The organism is Spirabiliibacterium mucosae, from assembly GCF_014884965.1.
GTDB lineage: Bacteria > Pseudomonadota > Gammaproteobacteria > Enterobacterales > Pasteurellaceae > Spirabiliibacterium > Spirabiliibacterium mucosae.
In genome coordinates, this window is sequence record NZ_JABTBO010000011.1 from 49,228 (window position 1) to 65,904 (window position 16,677).

General features: G+C 52.3%; 15 protein-coding genes, 2 tRNA genes and 1 pseudogene. 12 read left to right on the forward strand and 6 right to left on the reverse strand.

Annotation, left to right across the window (positions count from 1 at the left end; all coding sequences use genetic code 11):
• Positions 1-5 precede the first annotated feature (5 nt).
• A complete protein-coding gene (murQ, locus tag HPC37_RS05745) occupies positions 6-917 on the reverse strand; it encodes an N-acetylmuramic acid 6-phosphate etherase (RefSeq protein WP_208122226.1) in 912 nt (303 codons plus the stop codon).
• 182 nt (positions 918-1,099) lie between these two features.
• Between murQ and HPC37_RS05750 the strand changes: the two genes are divergently transcribed.
• Positions 1,100-2,449: a GntP family permease gene (locus HPC37_RS05750; RefSeq protein ID WP_208122227.1), complete on the forward strand. Its 1,350-nt coding sequence runs from the start codon at positions 1,100-1,102 to the stop codon at positions 2,447-2,449.
• Positions 2,450-2,474: 25 nt separating this feature from the next.
• On the opposite strand, the gene rsmI is transcribed toward HPC37_RS05750, so the two are convergent.
• On the reverse strand, positions 2,475-3,323 hold the full coding sequence (gene rsmI / locus HPC37_RS05755) for a 16S rRNA (cytidine(1402)-2'-O)-methyltransferase (protein ID WP_208122228.1): 849 nt from the start codon (positions 3,321-3,323) through the stop codon (positions 2,475-2,477).
• A 78-nt stretch (positions 3,324-3,401) separates the two neighbouring features.
• On the opposite strand from rsmI, the pseudogene HPC37_RS05760 reads away from it, so the two are divergent.
• The 10 genes and pseudogenes from HPC37_RS05760 to purA all read left to right on the forward strand — a co-directional run bounded on the left by HPC37_RS05760 (position 3,402) and on the right by purA (position 13,122).
• A pseudogene (locus HPC37_RS05760) lies at positions 3,402-5,152 on the forward strand (penicillin-binding protein activator).
• Positions 5,152-5,517, forward strand: a complete 366-nt coding sequence (locus HPC37_RS05765) for a YraN family protein (RefSeq protein WP_208122229.1) — start codon at positions 5,152-5,154, stop codon at positions 5,515-5,517. Before HPC37_RS05760 ends, HPC37_RS05765 begins: the two are co-directional and overlap by 1 nt.
• Before the next feature lie 17 nt (positions 5,518-5,534).
• On the forward strand, positions 5,535-6,116 hold the full coding sequence (locus tag HPC37_RS05770; RefSeq protein ID WP_208122241.1) for a D-sedoheptulose-7-phosphate isomerase: 582 nt from the start codon (positions 5,535-5,537) through the stop codon (positions 6,114-6,116).
• Between the two features lie 33 nt (positions 6,117-6,149).
• Complete coding sequence (gene dolP, locus HPC37_RS05775; RefSeq protein WP_208122230.1) at positions 6,150-6,749, forward strand: division/outer membrane stress-associated lipid-binding lipoprotein; 600 nt, start codon at positions 6,150-6,152, stop codon at positions 6,747-6,749.
• An 11-nt stretch (positions 6,750-6,760) separates the two neighbouring features.
• Positions 6,761-7,387: a lipoprotein insertase outer membrane protein LolB gene (lolB, locus tag HPC37_RS05780; protein WP_208122231.1), complete on the forward strand. Its 627-nt coding sequence runs from the start codon at positions 6,761-6,763 to the stop codon at positions 7,385-7,387.
• Entirely contained in the window at positions 7,375-8,265 is an 891-nt protein-coding gene (ispE, locus tag HPC37_RS05785) for a 4-(cytidine 5'-diphospho)-2-C-methyl-D-erythritol kinase (protein ID WP_208122232.1), read from the forward strand. Before lolB ends, ispE begins: the two co-directional genes overlap by 13 nt.
• 53 nt (positions 8,266-8,318) lie before the next feature.
• A complete protein-coding gene (locus HPC37_RS05790; RefSeq protein ID WP_208122233.1) occupies positions 8,319-9,266 on the forward strand; it encodes a ribose-phosphate pyrophosphokinase in 948 nt (315 codons plus the stop codon).
• 242 nt (positions 9,267-9,508) lie between these two features.
• Entirely contained in the window at positions 9,509-10,807 is a 1,299-nt protein-coding gene (gene hflK, locus HPC37_RS05795) for an FtsH protease activity modulator HflK (protein WP_208122234.1), read from the forward strand.
• Positions 10,807-11,697, forward strand: coding sequence for a protease modulator HflC (hflC, locus tag HPC37_RS05800; RefSeq protein WP_208122235.1), 891 nt, complete (start codon positions 10,807-10,809; stop codon positions 11,695-11,697). Before hflK ends, hflC begins: the two co-directional genes overlap by 1 nt.
• Positions 11,698-11,823: 126 nt before the next feature.
• Positions 11,824-13,122, forward strand: coding sequence for an adenylosuccinate synthase (purA, locus tag HPC37_RS05805; RefSeq protein ID WP_208122236.1), 1,299 nt, complete (start codon positions 11,824-11,826; stop codon positions 13,120-13,122).
• 85 nt (positions 13,123-13,207) lie between these two features.
• Here purA and nanQ read toward each other — a convergent pair whose 3' ends face one another.
• Positions 13,208-13,681 carry an N-acetylneuraminate anomerase gene (gene nanQ, locus HPC37_RS05810; protein WP_208122237.1) on the reverse strand — a complete coding sequence of 158 codons (474 nt, stop codon included), beginning with the start codon at positions 13,679-13,681 and terminating at the stop codon, positions 13,208-13,210.
• An 8-nt stretch (positions 13,682-13,689) separates the two neighbouring features.
• Positions 13,690-14,571: an N-acetylmannosamine kinase gene (locus tag HPC37_RS05815; RefSeq protein WP_208122238.1), complete on the reverse strand. Its 882-nt coding sequence runs from the start codon at positions 14,569-14,571 to the stop codon at positions 13,690-13,692.
• Between the two features lie 347 nt (positions 14,572-14,918).
• Here HPC37_RS05815 and HPC37_RS05820 point away from each other — a divergent pair, with 347 nt between their 5' ends.
• On the forward strand, positions 14,919-16,340 hold the full coding sequence (locus HPC37_RS05820) for an alanine/glycine:cation symporter family protein (protein ID WP_208122239.1): 1,422 nt from the start codon (positions 14,919-14,921) through the stop codon (positions 16,338-16,340).
• A gap of 157 nt (positions 16,341-16,497) precedes the next feature.
• Here HPC37_RS05820 and HPC37_RS05825 read toward each other — a convergent pair.
• A tRNA-Lys gene (locus HPC37_RS05825) sits at positions 16,498-16,573 on the reverse strand.
• A 19-nt stretch (positions 16,574-16,592) separates the two neighbouring features.
• Positions 16,593-16,668 (reverse strand) — tRNA-Lys (locus HPC37_RS05830).
• Positions 16,669-16,677 lie beyond the last annotated feature (9 nt).

The window sequence follows — 16,677 nt, forward strand, 5'->3', positions numbered from 1 at the left end:
GCTCCTTATCGCTTGAAATGCTGTGCAAGTGCTTTTCGAATAAAGCCATTGTGCGCTTGCAGTAGTTGATTGGCCGCGTGAGCATCAAGTGCGGTCAAAATCATCAAAATCGCGGTTTTGCAGTGCCGATTGCTCGCCTCAAGCGCCGCTTTCGCCTCGGCCTCATCGCAGCCGGTGGCCTGCATCACCATGTTAACCTGACGGGCGAGCAGCTTTTTATTGCTCGGCTGCACGTCCACCATCAAGTTGCCAAACACCTTGCCCGAGAGGATCATCGCCCCTGTTGAGAGCATATTCAACACCAGTTTTTGCGCCGTGCCCGCCTTCATGCGTGACGAACCACTGACCACCTCGGGCCCCACCACGGGTGCAATGGCAATTTCAGCCATGCTCAATAATGGTGAAGTGCGGTTGCAGGCAATGCCCACCGTCACGCAGCCGAGCTCTTTGGCGTATTGAATGCCACCGAGCACATACGGCGTGCGCCCGCTGGCGGCAATGCCCACCACCACATCACGCGCGCTCAAGTTAATGGCCACCAAATCGGCCTCACCGGCCTCGGCGTTGTCTTCAGCGTTTTCAACCGCGTGGAAAACCGCACTTTGCCCGCCAGCAATCAGCCCTTGCACTTGTTGTGGGTCTGTGCCAAACGTCGGTGGGCATTCACTGGCATCCAAAATGCCCAGCCGGCCGGAGGTGCCCGCGCCAAGATAAATCAGCCGCCCGCCTTGGGCAAAGGCATCGACAATCGCATCCACCGCACTGGCCACCGCAGGCAGCGTTTTGGCCACAGCGTCTGCGACCAGTTTGTCTTGTTCATTGATGATCGTCACCACCTCAAGGCTGCTTAAGGTGTCAATCTCGCTTGAGGCACTCAAGCGCCCTTCGGTGGTTAATTGCTGAATATTTTCGCCCATAACGTCTCCTTTTTCTCTACTTTGGCAGATCGCACAAAAATTGCCAGCACCAAAATGCGATTTTGTGAGCTAGGTTACGTTTAAATTATTTGATCTTATTCGCATTTTTATACATTGGTGCTACTCAACGCGGGCAAAAGCGATTATGTTAATGGGGTGTAAAATCCAAAAAAGGAGGCAGTATGAGTGGTTTAGGCTTGGTTATCTTGTTAGGGCTCGCGATTGTGTTTATCGTGGTCTCCACCGCAAAATTTAAGCTCCACCCGTTTGTGGCGCTTTTGATCGCCGCCTACGGCATTGCGCTGGGCTCAGGGATCACATTAGATGACACGGTGAAAACCATCACCTCAGGCTTTGGCGGCATTTTGGCCTACATCGGAATTGTGATTGTGCTTGGCACCATCATCGGCACCATTTTGGAAAAAACCGGTGCGGCGATTGCGATGGCGGATTTTATCTTGCGCAAAGTCGGCCGCCAGCGCCCTGCGTTGGCCATGACCATCATCGGCTATATTGTCTCCATTCCTGTGTTTTGTGATTCGGGCTTTGTGATTCTCTCGGCGCTGAAAAAATCCCTCGCCAAGCAAACGGGCAAATCCGCCGTCACCCTCACTGTGGCGCTCGCCACGGGGCTTTATGCCACCCACACCTTGGTGCCACCAACCCCGGGCCCAATTGCCGCGGCGGGCAACTTGCACGTGGAAAATTTAGGCTTGGTGATTTTATTTGGCCTCGGGATTTCTATTTTCACCGCACTTGCGGGTTTTGCCTACGCCCAATGGATTGGTAAACGGGTGAAATCAGGCGAAGACGAGGCGATGAATCTGCGTGAGCATGAAGACGTGCGTACTAAATACGGCACACTGCCATCGACCCTCAACGCCTTTTTGCCGATCATTGTGCCGATTGCCTTAATCGCGCTGGCCTCGGTGGTGAAACTGCTGTTCGGCAAAGAGCAAAGCTTAGCACTCAGTGCCATTTACTTTCTCGGCCAGCCGGTGACCGCACTTTTGATCGGCTTGTTCTTCGCATTCCGCCTGCTGCCACGCTGGAATGAAGAAACCCTCAACGGCTGGATTGGCAAAGGCGTGAAAGACGCAGGTTCCATTCTCATCATCACCGCCGCCGGTGGCGCGCTGGGCAGCGTGCTCAAAGCCAGTGGCATTGGGGATTATTTAGGCAGCGCGTTGCAATCGATGAGCTTGGGCATTTTGGTGCCATTTGTGATTGCCGCCGCACTCAAAACCGCGCAAGGCTCCAGCACCACCGCGCTGGTGGTCACCTCCACCATCATCTACCCGCTGCTGCAACCGCTGGGGCTCGACAGCACCATTGGTTCAATTTTGACCATCATGGCCATCGGCGCGGGCGCGATGACTGTTTCCCACGCCAACGACAGCTTCTTCTGGGTCGTGGCTGAGTTTAGTGAAATGGACGTCGCCACCGCCTACAAATCCCACACCATGGCCACCTTGGTGCAAGGCCTTGTCACCATCACGATTGTGGCATTGCTCTCGCTGGTGTTATTGTAAAACACAAAGTGCGGTTGACCGCACTTTACTCCTTCAAATGCGCGATGCCATAGTGGTAGAGCGCATTTTTTTTCACGTCGAAAAGCTCGGCGGTGATGGCGGCGGCTTTTTTCAGTGGCATTTCTTGGCTTAGCAAGGTGAGGGCTTTGATGGCGGGTGCGGGCAGTTCGTCGCTTTCAACCGCACTTTTGCCTTCTACGATCACGACCATTTCGCCTTTGCTGCGGTTGGCGTCTTCACTCACCCAGTGGCACAGGGCACTTAAGGTGTCGCCGTGGATGGTTTCCCAGGTTTTGGTCAGCTCGCGGGCGAGCACGGCGTAGCGCTCATCACCGAACACGGCACGCATATCAGCGAGGGTGTCTTCAATGCGGTGGGTGGATTCGTAAAAAATCAAGGTGCGCGGTTCATCGGCCAAGGCGCGGAGTTTGTCGCTGCGCCCTTTCGGCTTGGCGGGCAAAAAGCCTTCAAAACAAAAGCGATCGCTTGCAATGCCCGCGGCGCAAAGTGCGGTAATCAGCGCGCTGGGGCCAGGAATTGGCACAATGCGGATGCCCGCTTGGCGGCAAAAACGCACGAGATGAAACCCTGGGTCACTAATCAGCGGCGTGCCGGCGTCTGAAATCAGCGCGATGTGCTCGCCGCGCTCAAGGCGGGCGAGGAGCTGCGCCATTTTGTCACGTTCGTTGTGATCGTGGAGGGCAAACAGCGGCTTTTTGATGCCGAAATGGGTCAACAGCCCAGCGCTGTGGCGGGTGTCTTCAGCGGCGATGAGGTCAACCGCACTTAAGGTTTCTAGCGCGCGGGCGCTGATGTCTTGCAAATTCCCAATCGGGGTTGCCACAATATATAAAATTCCAGGTTCTGTCGCCATATTTTACGCTCTTTGATTGATTTTCACGCGTGAGATAAGTAAGATCAAGCAAGCTATTCTAACCAATTTGGAGCTACTATGCCGACTACTTTTTCTCATCGCAATAAAATTAAACATTTTGTTGCCACCACTGCAATGGCGTTATTACTCAGCGCCTGTGGCACCTCACTGTTTAATAACCCGTCTGCTATTTTGTTACAAGATGCCAATGGCAACTCAGAATTTTATCTCAACCGCGCTGAACAAGCGCAAGATGTGGTGGAAAAACAAAACTTCCAATTGCTCGCCGCCCGTGTGTTATTAGGCGAAAATAAAGTGCGCCAAGCGGAAGTGTTGCTCAGCGAAATCAACGATAAAGACTTAAGCGAAGAGCAGTTGTTGGATAAAAACCTCGTCAGCGCGCACATTGCCGCAATCAAAAAGAAAACACCAAAGCCACCCAAATGCTCAAGGCCATCCCGCTGGAGGGCTTGAGCGCCTCACAAAAAGCGCGCTACTGGCAAATTCAAGCGCGGATTGAAAGCAATCAAAATCACACCATTGAAGCGGCACGCGCGTTGATTAATGCCGATAATCTCATCACCGACAACGAGCGCAAACAACAAAATATCAACCAACTTTGGCGCTTGTTGCGCTCAGCCAATCCAGGCAAACTCAACGCTACCCAACCGCAAGCGGGCGAAACGGCACTAGCAGGCTGGTTGGCGCTGATCAACACCTACAACGGCACTATTTCTCAACCTGAAAATATGAAAAGTGCGGTTGAAAACTGGCGCGCGCAATACCCCAATCACAGCGCGGCCTATATGCTGCCCTCTGAGTTGCAAAATGCATTGAATTATCAACACGTTGCCCTCAACCATGTAGCGGTGATGCTGCCATTAAGCGGCAACGGTCAGCCATTTGGCGACATTATTTTAAAAGGCTTTAACGATGCCAAAGGTGCGGAAAGTGCGGTCAGCGTCACCACTTACGACACCGCCTCTGGCACGCCGGTAGCGGATTTGCTGGAGCAGGCCAAAATGAGCGGCGCAGAAGCGGTGGTCGGCCCACTGTTGAAGCCGAATGTAGACGGCATGCTCAACGCCAATACCGCGGGCTTGCAAGTGCTTGCGCTCAACAGCACCTCGAATAACCGCCCTGCGGCCAATATTTGTTACTACGGCCTCTCCCCTGAGGCCGAAGCGCGCTCAGCGGCGGATAAAATGTGGGCTGACAACGTCCGCGCGCCGCTTTTGGTGGTGCCGCAAAATGACTTTGGCCAACGCACCGCCGCCGCGTACAACCTGCGCTGGCAGCAACTCTCGGGGCTGGATGCACAAACTCAGTTTTACAACACCTCGGCTGATATTTTATCCGCCTTGCAAAGCGGCTTGGCCAACAGCGGTAACAACGGGCAAAGTGCGGTTTACATCGTGGCAGATAGCCAAGAATTGCTGGATATCAAAAACGCGATTAATAACGCCGGCTTTGGCGCCAACTTGCCACTTTATGCCAGCTCACGCAGCAACAGCCCGAACAACGGCGCGGATTACCGCTTGACCATGGACGGCTTGAAATTCAGCGAAATCCCGTTTTTGAGTGACGCCCACTCCAGCCAATATGCGCAGGCCAACAGCCTCACCGGCGGCGACTACACCATGATGCGCCTTTACGCCATGGGCGCCGATGCGTGGCTTTTGATCAACAAATTCAACGAGCTGCGCCAAGTCCCGGGCTTTAGCATCAACGGCTTGACAGGCAAACTCAGCGCGGGCAACGGTTGCAACATTGACCGCGACATGAGCTGGATGGAATACCGCGGCGGGCAAATCCGCGCGTTAAACTAATGCCGAATCAACGCGCAATCGGCGCGGCCTACGAGCAGCTGGCGCGCCGATTCCTTGAGCAACAAGGCATGCGATTTCTGGAGGCGAACCGCACTTTCAAAGGCGGCGAGCTGGATTTGATTATGCAAGACGGCCACACCTTTGTGTTTGTGGAAGTGCGGTTGCGCAAAAGCAACCACTTTGGCAGCGCGCTGGAGAGTGTTTCCGCCACCAAACAAAAACGCTGGGTGCACGCCGCAGAGATGTGGCTTTTGGAGCGAAAACAAAGCCTTGAAACCGCACTTTGCCGTTTTGATTTGATCACCTTTGACTTAAACCAAGTGCAGCCGACGTGGTTTAAGCATTTTATTGAGTTTAATTCATGATAGACACCGTCGACCCTTTGCTAGACAAAGTAAAAGGGATTTTCAACGAAAGCATTCAAATTCAAATCGCCGCCGACCAAGAGCTGCCTGCCGTGCTGGTGAACGTGGCGCAAAAAATGGTCTCGTGCCTACTCTCAGGCAATAAAATCATGGTCTGCGGGCAAGGGCGCGCCTATGCCAACGGGCAGTTTTTGGTCGCCAATTTGCTCCACCGCTACAATCTCGAGCGCCCAAGCCTGCCGGCAGTGCTGCTCGGGCTTGATGGCGCACTCGGCTCGGCGATTTTTGCCGACAACAACCCCGCACAGCTGTTCACCCGCCAGTTTGAAAGCTTAGCGCGCAGTGGCGATATGCTCTTGATCCTCGCGCCTTTTAGCGCCGGTGAAAGCATTTTAAATCTCATTCACCTAGCCAATAGTCGCGAGATCCCGATCATCGCACTCACCGGCCGGCAAAACGACCACATTCGCGGCGCGCTCGGTGAGCAAGATCTTGACGTGTGTGTGCCTGCGCAAAAAGAGGCGCGCATTTTAGAAAACCACCTTTTGGTGATCAATATTCTGTGTGAATTAATTGAACACCAGCTGTTTTCCCATTAATATACCTAAAACCGATTGTTCAAGGGGATAACTATGTTAACGCAATCTGCATTGATGAAAGGGCTTAAACTTTCTACCGCACTTTTGGCTTTAGTCAGCCTACAAGCGTGTGTCACCGCCGCAGTGGTGGGCACAGGTGCGGCCGTGGCCACCAAAGTGGCGACCGACCCACGCACCACGGGCACCCAAATTGATGACGAAACCTTGGAAGTGAAAGTGGTTTCGGCCATGAATAAAGATGCCGAAATCAAGCAAGATGCCAACGTCAATGCGGTGTCTTACAACGCACGCGTGCTGCTTATCGGCCAGGTGCCAAACGATAGCCTGCGTGAAACCGCGAAAAACCTCGCCAGCGGCGTGGACGGCGTGACCGATGTGTATAACGAAATCCGCGTGGGGCAAAATATTGGCCTGGGCCAAAACTCAACAGATACTTGGATCACCACCCAAATTAAATCCAAATTGCTGGTCAACTCAGAGGTGAAATCCACCAACATCAAAGTGGTAACCGAAAACGGCGAAGTGTTCTTAATGGGCAGCGTGACACCCGCACAAGCCAACGCAGCCGTTGACGTGGCGCGCCACATTGCGGGCGTGAAAAAAGTCGTTAAAGTGTTTGCCTACATTAACTAAGCGGAGAATTTATGCGTTTTGCTCTCTCACGCGCGTTGTGCGCAGCCGCACTGGCCTTGTTTTTGGCCAGTTGCGCCACACAAACCACTACCCCGCCCGCGGTTGAAACCGTGGCGCAAAACGATGCTCGCTGGCAGCAACACTTGGCACAACTGCGCCAAATCAAGCAATATAAAGCCCACGGGCAGCTCGGTTACATCAGCGCGAAAGAGCGCTTTTCCACCCAGTTTGACTGGCAATATGTCAACGACAGCAACTATCAGTTGTTTTTGTCTTCAGGCTTAAGCCGTGAAACGTTAACCCTGAAAATGACCCCGATGGGGCTGGTGGTGAGCGACAACAAAGGCAATCAGCGCACCGAAAAAGACGCGCACATGCTGCTGCAAGAGATTGTGGGGATGGACTTCCCGATTGAACTCTTTAGCTATTGGCTCAAAGGCGAGCCGAAGGGCACGCAAGATTACAAAGTGCGGTCGAGCGATCATCTCTTAAATGAATTTGCCTATACCGTCAATGGCGAGCGCTGGGTGGTCCATTATGGGGCTTATCAAGCCACCACGCCACCACTGCCGCAAGAGATTGAAATTCAAGGCCAAGCGCAAAAACTCAAAGTGCGGGTTGATAAGTGGACATTCTAGCACCGCACTTTGATCTTTCAACCGCGCCGGCGCATTGGTACCCAAGCCCGGCGAAGTTGAACCTGTTTTTATACATCACCGGCCGTCGCGCTGACGGCTACCACGAGCTGCAAACCCTTTTCCAATTTTTGAACTACGGCGATTGGCTGCGCATCACACCGCGCGCCACGCCTGAAATCACCCTCTCGCCAAGCCTGAGTGGGGTGCGTGATGAGGATAACCTGATTATCAAAGCCGCCAAACTGCTGCAACGCGAAAGCCGATGCCTACAAGGTGCGGACATTATCGTGCAAAAAAACTTGCCCATGGGCGGCGGCATTGGGGGCGGCTCATCGAACGCAGCAACCGCACTTTTGGTGTTAAACCAGCTGTGGGGGCTCAACTGGCCGCTGGAGGCGCTTGCCCGCTTGGGGCTGACGCTCGGTGCCGACGTGCCGATTTTCATCCACGGTGTCTGTGCTTTTGCTGAAGGCGTGGGGGAGATTATCACCCCGTGTGAAGTGGCTGAGCAATGGTATCTGGTCGCCAAGCCAAAAAACGTGAGCATTGCCACGGCGGCCATTTTTGCTGACCGCACTTTGCCTCGCAACACGCCAAAACGCAGCATGAGCGCCTGCCTGCGCGCGCCGTTTGGCAATGATTGTGAAAAAGTTGTCTGCGATCACACCGCAGAGGTTGAACAACTGCTTAGCTGGTTGCTAAAATATAGCACAGCACGACTAACGGGGACAGGTGCCTGTGTATTTGCACCCTTTGACCAAGAAGCTGCCGCGCGCGCCGTGTTGGCCGAGTTGCCCGCGCAATTTAGTGGCTTTGTTGCCCGCAGCTGCAACCGCTCGCCGTTACATACACTGCTAGCACAACGATTTATGCCGTAAAATTTGCCGATTGTTCATTCAATCATAAACTTTCATCGACCTGGGGTAACACAATGCCTGATATGAAGATTTTCGCTGGTAATGCAACGCCTGCACTAGCACAAAAAATTTCCGAACGTTTATACACCTCTCTTGGCAAGGCGACCGTTGGGCGCTTTAGTGACGGAGAAATCAACGTTCAAATCAACGAAAATGTCCGCGGCAGCGACACATTTATCATTCAATCCACCTGCGCGCCAACCAACGACAACTTGATGGAATTGATCGTGATGGTTGATGCCCTGCGCCGCGCCAGTGCTGGGCGCATCACCGCCGTGGTGCCGTATTTCGGCTACGCCCGCCAAGACCGCCGCGTGCGCTCCGCGCGGGTGCCAATCACCGCCAAAGTGGTGGCCGACTTCCTCTCCAGCGTGGGTGTTGACCGCGTGCTGACCTGTGACTTGCACGCCGAGCAAATCCAAGGCTTTTTCGATGTGCCGGTGGATAACGTGTTCGGCTCCCCTGTGCTGCTCAACGACATCATCAAAAAACAAGATCTCGTCAACCCAATTGTGGTTTCCCCAGATATCGGCGGTGTGGTGCGTGCCCGCGCAGTTGCTAAATTGCTCAACGACACCGACATGGCGATTATCGACAAACGCCGCCCACGCGCGAATGTGTCACAAGTGATGCACATCATCGGTGAAGTGGCAGACCGCGATTGTATTTTGGTCGACGACATGATTGACACCGGCGGCACGCTGTGCAAAGCCGCCGCGGCATTGAAAGAGCGCGGCGCTCGTCGCGTGTTTGCTTATGCCACCCACGCCGTGTTCTCAGGCAACGCGGCTGAAAACATCGCCGGCACTGAGCTTGATGAAATCGTGGTCACCGACACTATTCCATTGTCGCCACGCATTGAAGCGCTGGGCAAAGTGCGGGTGTTGACCCTCTCTGGCATGCTGGCAGAAGCCATTCGCCGCATCAGCAATGAAGAGTCCATCTCCGCGATGTTTGACTAATCATTCAGCGCATGGCAACTGACCGCACTTTGGGTTTAAAGTGCGGTTTTTTTATGCAATTTAGGCGCAATTTTCGCCTTTATGCAGTCATTTGTGTTGCGCGCTTGAAAACACTGGAAATCGCGCGCCAAACTCGCTACAATCAAAGCGTTATGCTCAACAAAAGTGTAATAAATTAAAACAGTTACTTCTTTTTGACCGCCGTGGGGCTGCTTGCGGCTTTTTTAACTGGAGAATAACCTATGTCGTGGAATGGTTCAGACAATAACCATCAATCAGATCAAGACCCATGGGCAAAGCCTGGGCAATCGAGTGGCAAAAAGCCTGAACCCCAACGGGGTGATGAGCGCCCACAACAAGGCGAGAGCCAGCGCTCAAACGAACAAGGCCCGCCAGATTTAGAGGCGGTGTTTAGCACCTTGCTGAAAAAACTTGGTGGCGGTAAATCCGGCAACAACCATAACGGCACACCGAATGGCTTTGCAGGCCTAGGCAAACTGCTGCCAGTTGTGGTGGTGATTGCACTCATTGTGTGGGCAGTGAGTGGCTTTTACACCATCAAAGAGGCCGAACGTGGCGTGGTGTTGCGCTTTGGTAAAGTCAACTCAATTGTGCAACCGGGTTTGAACTGGAAACCGACATTTGTTGACCGTGTGATGCCGGTGAATATTGAACGTATCAGCGAGCTACGCACCCAAGGCAGCATGCTCACCCAAGATGAAAACATGGTGGTGGTGGAGATGACGGTGCAATACCGCATCAACGACCCGGTCAAATATCTCTTTAGTGTCACCAATCCAAATGACAGCCTTTCGCAGGCGACTGACAGCGCTTTGCGTTATATCATCGGGCATATGAACATGGATGAAATTCTCACCACAGGCCGCTCGGTGGTGCGTGAAGACACTTGGCGCTATTTGGAAAAAGTGATCAAGCCATACGATATGGGCTTGGAGGTGATTGATGTCAACTTCCAATCTGCGCGCCCACCTGAGCAGGTGAAAGACGCCTTTGATGACGCCATCAAAGCGCAAGAAGACGAACAACGCTTTATCCGTAATGCTGAGGCCTACGCCCGTGAGGTGGAACCTATCGCCCGCGGTAACGCGCAACGCATTGTTGAGCAAGCCACCGCTTATCGTGAGCAAGTGGTGCTCGATGCGCAAGGGGAAGTGGAGCGCTATCAACAACTGTTGCCAGAATACAAAGCTGCGCCTGAATTGCTGCGCGAGAGAATGTATATCCAAGCGATGGAAAACATCATGAGCAAAACACCGAAAGTGATGTTGGACAACAGCGCGGGCAACAGCTTAAACGTGCTGCCGCTGGAGCAATTGCTCAAAGGCAAAGTGGCCAGCGAGAGCGCCAAGGCCAGTGATGAAGGCAAGGCAGAAAACAAAAGTGCGGTCAGCAAACCGCGCGAGAAAGAAACCGCGCCGCCATCGCGCTCAAGCAACCCAAGCAACGCGATGGAAAACTATATCGGATCACAATATGACGAACAACTTTTCAACAACAACCGTCAAGGGAGATTTGAATAATGCGTAAATTATTATTACCTGTTGTAATTATTCTCGCGGCGGTGCTCTACTCTAGCCTGGTTGTGATCAACGAAGGATCTCGCGGCATTATGTTGCGCTTTAGCAAAGTGCTGCGTGACGATGGCAACAAAGTGAAAGTCTATCAACCTGGGCTGCATTTCAAGATTCCGTTTATCGACAACATCAAAATCTTAGATGCGAAAATCCAAACCCTCGACGGCCAAGCAGACCGCTTTGTCACCGTAGAGAAAAAGGACTTGTTGGTGGACTCCTACGTTAAATGGCGCATCAGCGATTTCGGCCGTTTTTACACCAGTACAGGCGGCGGTGACTACACCCACGCAGAAAACTTGCTGCGGCGCAAAGTCAACGACCGTTTACGTAGCGAAATCGGCTCACGCACCATTAAAGACATCGTCTCGGGCACTCGTGGCGAGCTGATGACTGGCGCGCTCAATGCGCTCAACACAGGCGCGGATAACGCCTCTGATCTCGGCATTGATGTGATTGACGTGCGCGTGAAACAGATCAACCTGCCTGAAGAAGTGTCGTCATCGATTTATCAACGCATGCGCGCTGAGCGTGATGCCGTGGCGCGTGAGCACCGCTCACAAGGGCGCGAAAAAGCCGCCTTTATCCAAGCGGATGTCGATCGCAAAGTCACCTTAATTTTGGCCAACGCCAACAAAAAAGCGCAGGATTTGCGCGGTAACGGGGACGCCACCGCGGCCAAACTCTACGCCGATGCCTTCAGCCACGAGAGCGAGTTTTACAGCTTTGTGCGCAGCATGAAGGCCTATCAGCGCAGCTTCAACGAAGAGAACAATATGATGATTCTCAAACCGGGTGAAGACTTCTTCCGCTATATGCAATCACCGCAAGCCAAATAACCGCACTTTAATGCCCCACATCTGGGGCATTTTTTATGCCGTGCGGGCGAATGTTGATTGTAGTTCTAGGCAGAAAATAGTAAAGTAAACAGTTGCGAACTAAACTAGCTAAAAAGGTAAAACATTATGGGCAAAAGTGTTGTTATTCTCGGCGCACAATGGGGTGACGAAGGGAAAGGCAAAATCGTTGATCTCTTAACCGATCGCGTCAAATATGTAGTGCGTTATCAAGGCGGGCACAATGCTGGCCACACCTTGATCATCAACGGTGAAAAAACGGTATTACGCTTGATTCCATCAGGCATGTTACACGATAACGTCACCTGCTTAATCGGCAACGGCGTGGTGCTCTCGCCAACCGCACTTATGCAAGAAATGGGCGAGTTGGAATCGCGCGGTGTGAACGTGCGCGAGCGCTTGCTGATTTCTGAAGCTTGCCCGTTAATTTTGTCTTACCATGTGGCGATGGACCACGCGCGTGAAAGCGCCTTAGGCAAAAAAGCCATCGGCACCACCGGCCGCGGCATTGGGCCTGCGTACGAAGACAAAGTCGCTCGCCGCGGCTTGCGCGTGGGTGATTTGTTTGACCGCAAAGCTTTTGCTGAAAAACTCAAAACCATCGTAGACTACTACAACTTCCAGCTGGAAAACTACTACCACGTCGAGCCTGTGGATTATCAACAAACCCTCGATGACATTTTGGCGATCGCTGATGTGATCACAGGCATGGTGGCCGACATTCCAACCATTTTGTCAAAAGCCCGCGCCAACGGCGACAACATTTTGTTTGAAGGCGCACAAGGCACCATGCTCGACATCGACCACGGCACCTATCCATTTGTGACCAGCTCAAATACCACCGCCGGTGGCGTGGCCACAGGTGCAGGCTTCGGCCCACGCAATATTGACTATGTGCTTGGCATCATCAAAGCCTACTGCACCCGCGTGGGCGGCGGCCCATTCACCACCGAACTGTTTGACGACACCGGCGCTGCCATTGCCAAAAAAGGCAACGAATTTGGCGCGGTAACAGGCCGCCCACGTCGCTGCGGCTGGTTTGATGCCGTTGCCGTGCGCCGCGCGGTGCAACTCAACTCCATCACTGGCTTTTGCATGACCAAACTCGACGTCCTCGACGGCTTTGATGAGCTCAAAATCTGTGTCGGCTACAAAATGCCAAACGGCGATGTGGTGGAATACGCCCCAACCGCCGCTGAAAACTGGGAAAACGTCGAACCTATCTACGAAACCCTCCCAGGCTGGCAGGAAAACACCTTCGGTGTGACTGACATCAACCAACTGCCAGACACAGCACGTGCATACATCAAACGCATTGAAGAGGTCACCGGCGTGCCAATCGCCATCCTCTCCACCGGCCCAGACCGCGTGCAAACCATGATCTTAGACGACCCATTCGCCGCCTAACAATAAAAACCTCTGCCTTGGCAGAGGTTTTTTAAAGTGCGGTTAGAAACTCTCACATAAGGGGCCATTGGCCCCTTAATGCGTATTACGCCAACAACTCATGCGGGATTTTAACAACCAGTTTTTTGATTTTTTCGGCTTTGCCACCGACCCAGCAGGTTGGGGTGTGTTCTTCGTATGGGAAGAAGACGGCGAACATTTTCGGTTTTAGCACAATGGTGTTTTTGTGCGGGATCGCTTGAGGTGTGAGCTGGAAGTCGTTTTCTTCGTTGTAGGGCTCATAGCCGTCAAGATTCGGGTTGCCAACGCCGTATTCCATCGCTTCTTGGCCACTGATGAGTACTTGGATGTCGGTGTGCAGGCGGTGGAGCTCAGGCTTACGGGTGGAGGCTTCTTCGGTTTCTGGCGTCATCACATTCATGAAAATCTGTTCATCAATGTCGTGACGGCCCGTTTCGAGCGCCTCCAAATCCAAAGTATTGAGATAATCACACACGCGTTTGATCACCGGGTGAAGACCAAATGCGTAATCTTTTTTTGTTAAATCACCTAAAATCATAAATTGTCCTATTTTGCTAGATTTTCACTCAGCCACAGTGCCGCGCCAAGCAGGCGTTCGTCTTGCACTGGGGCACTTTTCACAACGTCGCAATGATAAAAGTGCGGTTGTGCGTCAAGATACTCTTTGACTAAATCAAGGTAGCCCTGCGAGAGCCCCACGCTGCCACCGAGGGCGACGCGTTCAACATCGTCCACCACCACTAAATCTGCCACGAGGTTGGCAATCACTTGCGCAGAGCGCTTGAGCATCGCCACCGCTTCGCTGTCGCCTTGTTGGTATTGGGCAAAAATGTCTTCAACCGCACTTTGTGCCCCTTGCATATTGGCAAAATGTACCATTGCGTTGGCTGATGCCATGGCATCCACGCAACCGCGTCGACCACATTCGCAGGTTGGGCCATTTGGGTCGGCGAGGGTGTGGCCAATGTGGCCAGCAATGCCTTTTGAGCCGATTTGCAACTCACGGCTGAGCACCAGCCCGCCACCGACGGCATGATCGACGTCAATGTAAGCAAAATTTTTCACCTCTTGCGGGGCATTGAGGCGGTATTGCGCAAACGTGGTGGCTTGCAGCCGTGTCAAGATGCCCACGGGGTGGTGGTAGTTGCATTGGTTTAAGGTATGCTCAAGCGGGAATGCGGCAAGACCTGCAGGTTTGTCGGGGTTCAATGCGCTCAGCGGGCCATTTTTAGTGTTGTCGCTGACCACCGCCACAGCATCAAACATGCCTTTATAATGCTTAAAAATATCTTTAAGCTGTTGCTCAAGGGCGTCATCGTGCCCCTCGGCCGGCAGGTCATAGTGCTGACGATCCTCTAAAATCTGCTCTGTCACTAACGCACTGTCGATACTATCTTGTCCAATATCAATCGCCAAACAACATTTCATAGCTCACCTCAAATTGCAGCGATACTGCGCCAGGCACAGTATAAACATTTCTAAAAAGGGATTTCAATAAATTGTGTTGATAGAGTAATACGATGTTCAAAAAGCAACAACAAGCAAGCATAAAAAATGAGATCTCAAGCAGATTTTTCTCACAAAGCAGGCTGCCATTTTCCATTTTGAAAATTAAAAACCAAACAATATTTAACCAAAATGATTAGATGAAATACAGTTTTGATGTTTTTTATTAGTTAGCGTTTAACTTATCTCAGTATTTATTGATTTTTCAAATTGACTTTAAACCGCACTTTGATAATATGCTTACACCTCCCTTTTATTGTTGGTGGACTATGGACTACATTAAGCAATTTTTTGATTTGATTGGCGATCTCACCTGGGGGTGGGCGCTGATTCCGATGTTAATTATTTTTGGGCTGCTGTTTAGCATTATCAGTAACTGGGCGCAATTTCGCTATTTCGGGCGGATGTTCCACTTCTTGCGTTCAGACAAGCAAACACAAAACAAAGACGCCATCAGCGGGCGCCAAGCGCTACTGCTCTCGATTGGCGGGCGCGTAGGTGGCGGCAACATCGCCGGTGTCGCAGTGGCGATCTCTCTCGGTGGGCCTGGCGCGGTGTTTTGGATGTGGGTGGTGGCGTTGATCGGCATGGTCACCAGCATCATTGAGTGTACCCTTGCCCAACTGTATAAACACAAAACCGCCGACGGCCACTTCCGTGGTGGGCCGGCGCGCTTTATTTTGCACGGCTTGGGTGAAAAATACCGCTGGATGGCGATTGTTTATTCCATTTGTTTGATGCTATCATTTTCCATCGGCTTTAACGCCTTCCAAGGCAACACAGTGGCCGGTGCAGCGCTCGACAGCCTTGGCATTGAGCGCCTTTGGACGGGCATCGCCTTGGCAGCCATTGGCGGGCTGATTATCTTCGGCGGCATTAAACGCATCTCGCAAGCGGCTGATGTCATCATCCCTGTGATGGCACTGTTTTATTTGGTGCTCGCCATCATTGTGATTGTGATGAACATTGCGGATTTGCCATCTGTGATTGCCAGCATTGTGAAAAACGCCTTCGGCATCGACTCCGTGGTGGGCGGCGGCATGGGTGTGGCAATTTCGCAAGGTATGCGCCGCGGCTTGTTCTCAAATGAAGCCGGCCTTGGCTCAGCGCCGAATGTGGCGGCCACCGCCAGCGTCAAGCACCCTGTCACCCAAGGCATTGCGCAGTCGCTGTCGGTCTTCATCGACACTATCGTGATCTGCAGCTGTACTGCATTTATTATTTTACTCGGCAAAGTCTATGTGCCAGGTGCTGAAATTGACGGCGTAGTGCTCACCCAACAATCGTTGGTGTATCACCTCGGTGATTGGTCAAAATATTTGCTGACCTTTGCGATTTTGCTCTTCTCGTTTAGCTCGATTATCTACAACTACTACCTCGGCGAAAACGCGCTAAGCTTCCTCTTTTATGGCAAGCAAGAAACATTCCCGATTTTCCTGCTGCGCATTGCGGTAATCGCGATTTTGTTTATCGGTGCCACCGCAAAAGGCGCCACCGACGTATTCTTCTTCGCCGACCCACTCATGGGCGTGCTGGCCTTGCTCAACTTACTGGCGTTGATTATGCTCTTCCCAATCGCCTCACGCTTGCTGCAAGACTACCGCCAACAACTCAAACAAGGCGCGCAAGAACCTGTCTTTGACCCAGACAAGTTCCCAGACCTTGATATTGATAGAAATGCGTGGAAGTAAGCAATCACTCACTTAGCTCAAGACCGCACTTTGCGGTCTTTTTTATTAAAGTGCGGTTTGCGCCATAAAAATCCTGCCCCAAACAGCATAATTTAGTCAGCGTTGCGGCGTTACGTGATTCAGAAAATTAGAATTAAGTGAGTTTAAAAGAAGGTGTTGGTGGGTCGTGAGAGGCTCGAACTCTCGACCAACGGATTAAGAGTCCGCTGCTCTACCAACTGAGCTAACAACCCATATTTAGTTGAAACTCGGTGGTGGGTCGTGAAGGATTCGAACCTTCGACCAATGGATTAAAAGTCCACTGCTCTACCGACTGAGCTAACGACCCATCAGGGAA

Bases quoted from the DNA above. Each gene is read 5' to 3' on its own strand.
- hflC (WP_208122235.1), top strand. From the start codon at position 10,807: ATGCGTAAATTATTATTACCTGTTGTAATTATTCTCGCGGCGGTGCTC.
- HPC37_RS05750 (WP_208122227.1), top strand. From the start codon at position 1,100: ATGAGTGGTTTAGGCTTGGTTATCTTGTTAGGGCTCGCGATTGTGTTT.
- rsmI (WP_208122228.1), bottom strand. From the start codon at position 3,323: ATGGCGACAGAACCTGGAATTTTATATATTGTGGCAACCCCGATTGGG.
- HPC37_RS05815 (WP_208122238.1), bottom strand. From the start codon at position 14,571: ATGAAATGTTGTTTGGCGATTGATATTGGACAAGATAGTATCGACAGT.
- HPC37_RS05790 (WP_208122233.1), top strand. From the start codon at position 8,319: ATGCCTGATATGAAGATTTTCGCTGGTAATGCAACGCCTGCACTAGCA.
- HPC37_RS05820 (WP_208122239.1), top strand. From the start codon at position 14,919: ATGGACTACATTAAGCAATTTTTTGATTTGATTGGCGATCTCACCTGG.
- hflK (WP_208122234.1), top strand. From the start codon at position 9,509: ATGTCGTGGAATGGTTCAGACAATAACCATCAATCAGATCAAGACCCA.
- dolP (WP_208122230.1), top strand. From the start codon at position 6,150: ATGTTAACGCAATCTGCATTGATGAAAGGGCTTAAACTTTCTACCGCA.
- purA (WP_208122236.1), top strand. From the start codon at position 11,824: ATGGGCAAAAGTGTTGTTATTCTCGGCGCACAATGGGGTGACGAAGGG.
- murQ (WP_208122226.1), bottom strand. From the start codon at position 917: ATGGGCGAAAATATTCAGCAATTAACCACCGAAGGGCGCTTGAGTGCC.
- HPC37_RS05765 (WP_208122229.1), top strand. From the start codon at position 5,152: ATGCCGAATCAACGCGCAATCGGCGCGGCCTACGAGCAGCTGGCGCGC.
- lolB (WP_208122231.1), top strand. From the start codon at position 6,761: ATGCGTTTTGCTCTCTCACGCGCGTTGTGCGCAGCCGCACTGGCCTTG.
- nanQ (WP_208122237.1), bottom strand. From the start codon at position 13,681: ATGATTTTAGGTGATTTAACAAAAAAAGATTACGCATTTGGTCTTCAC.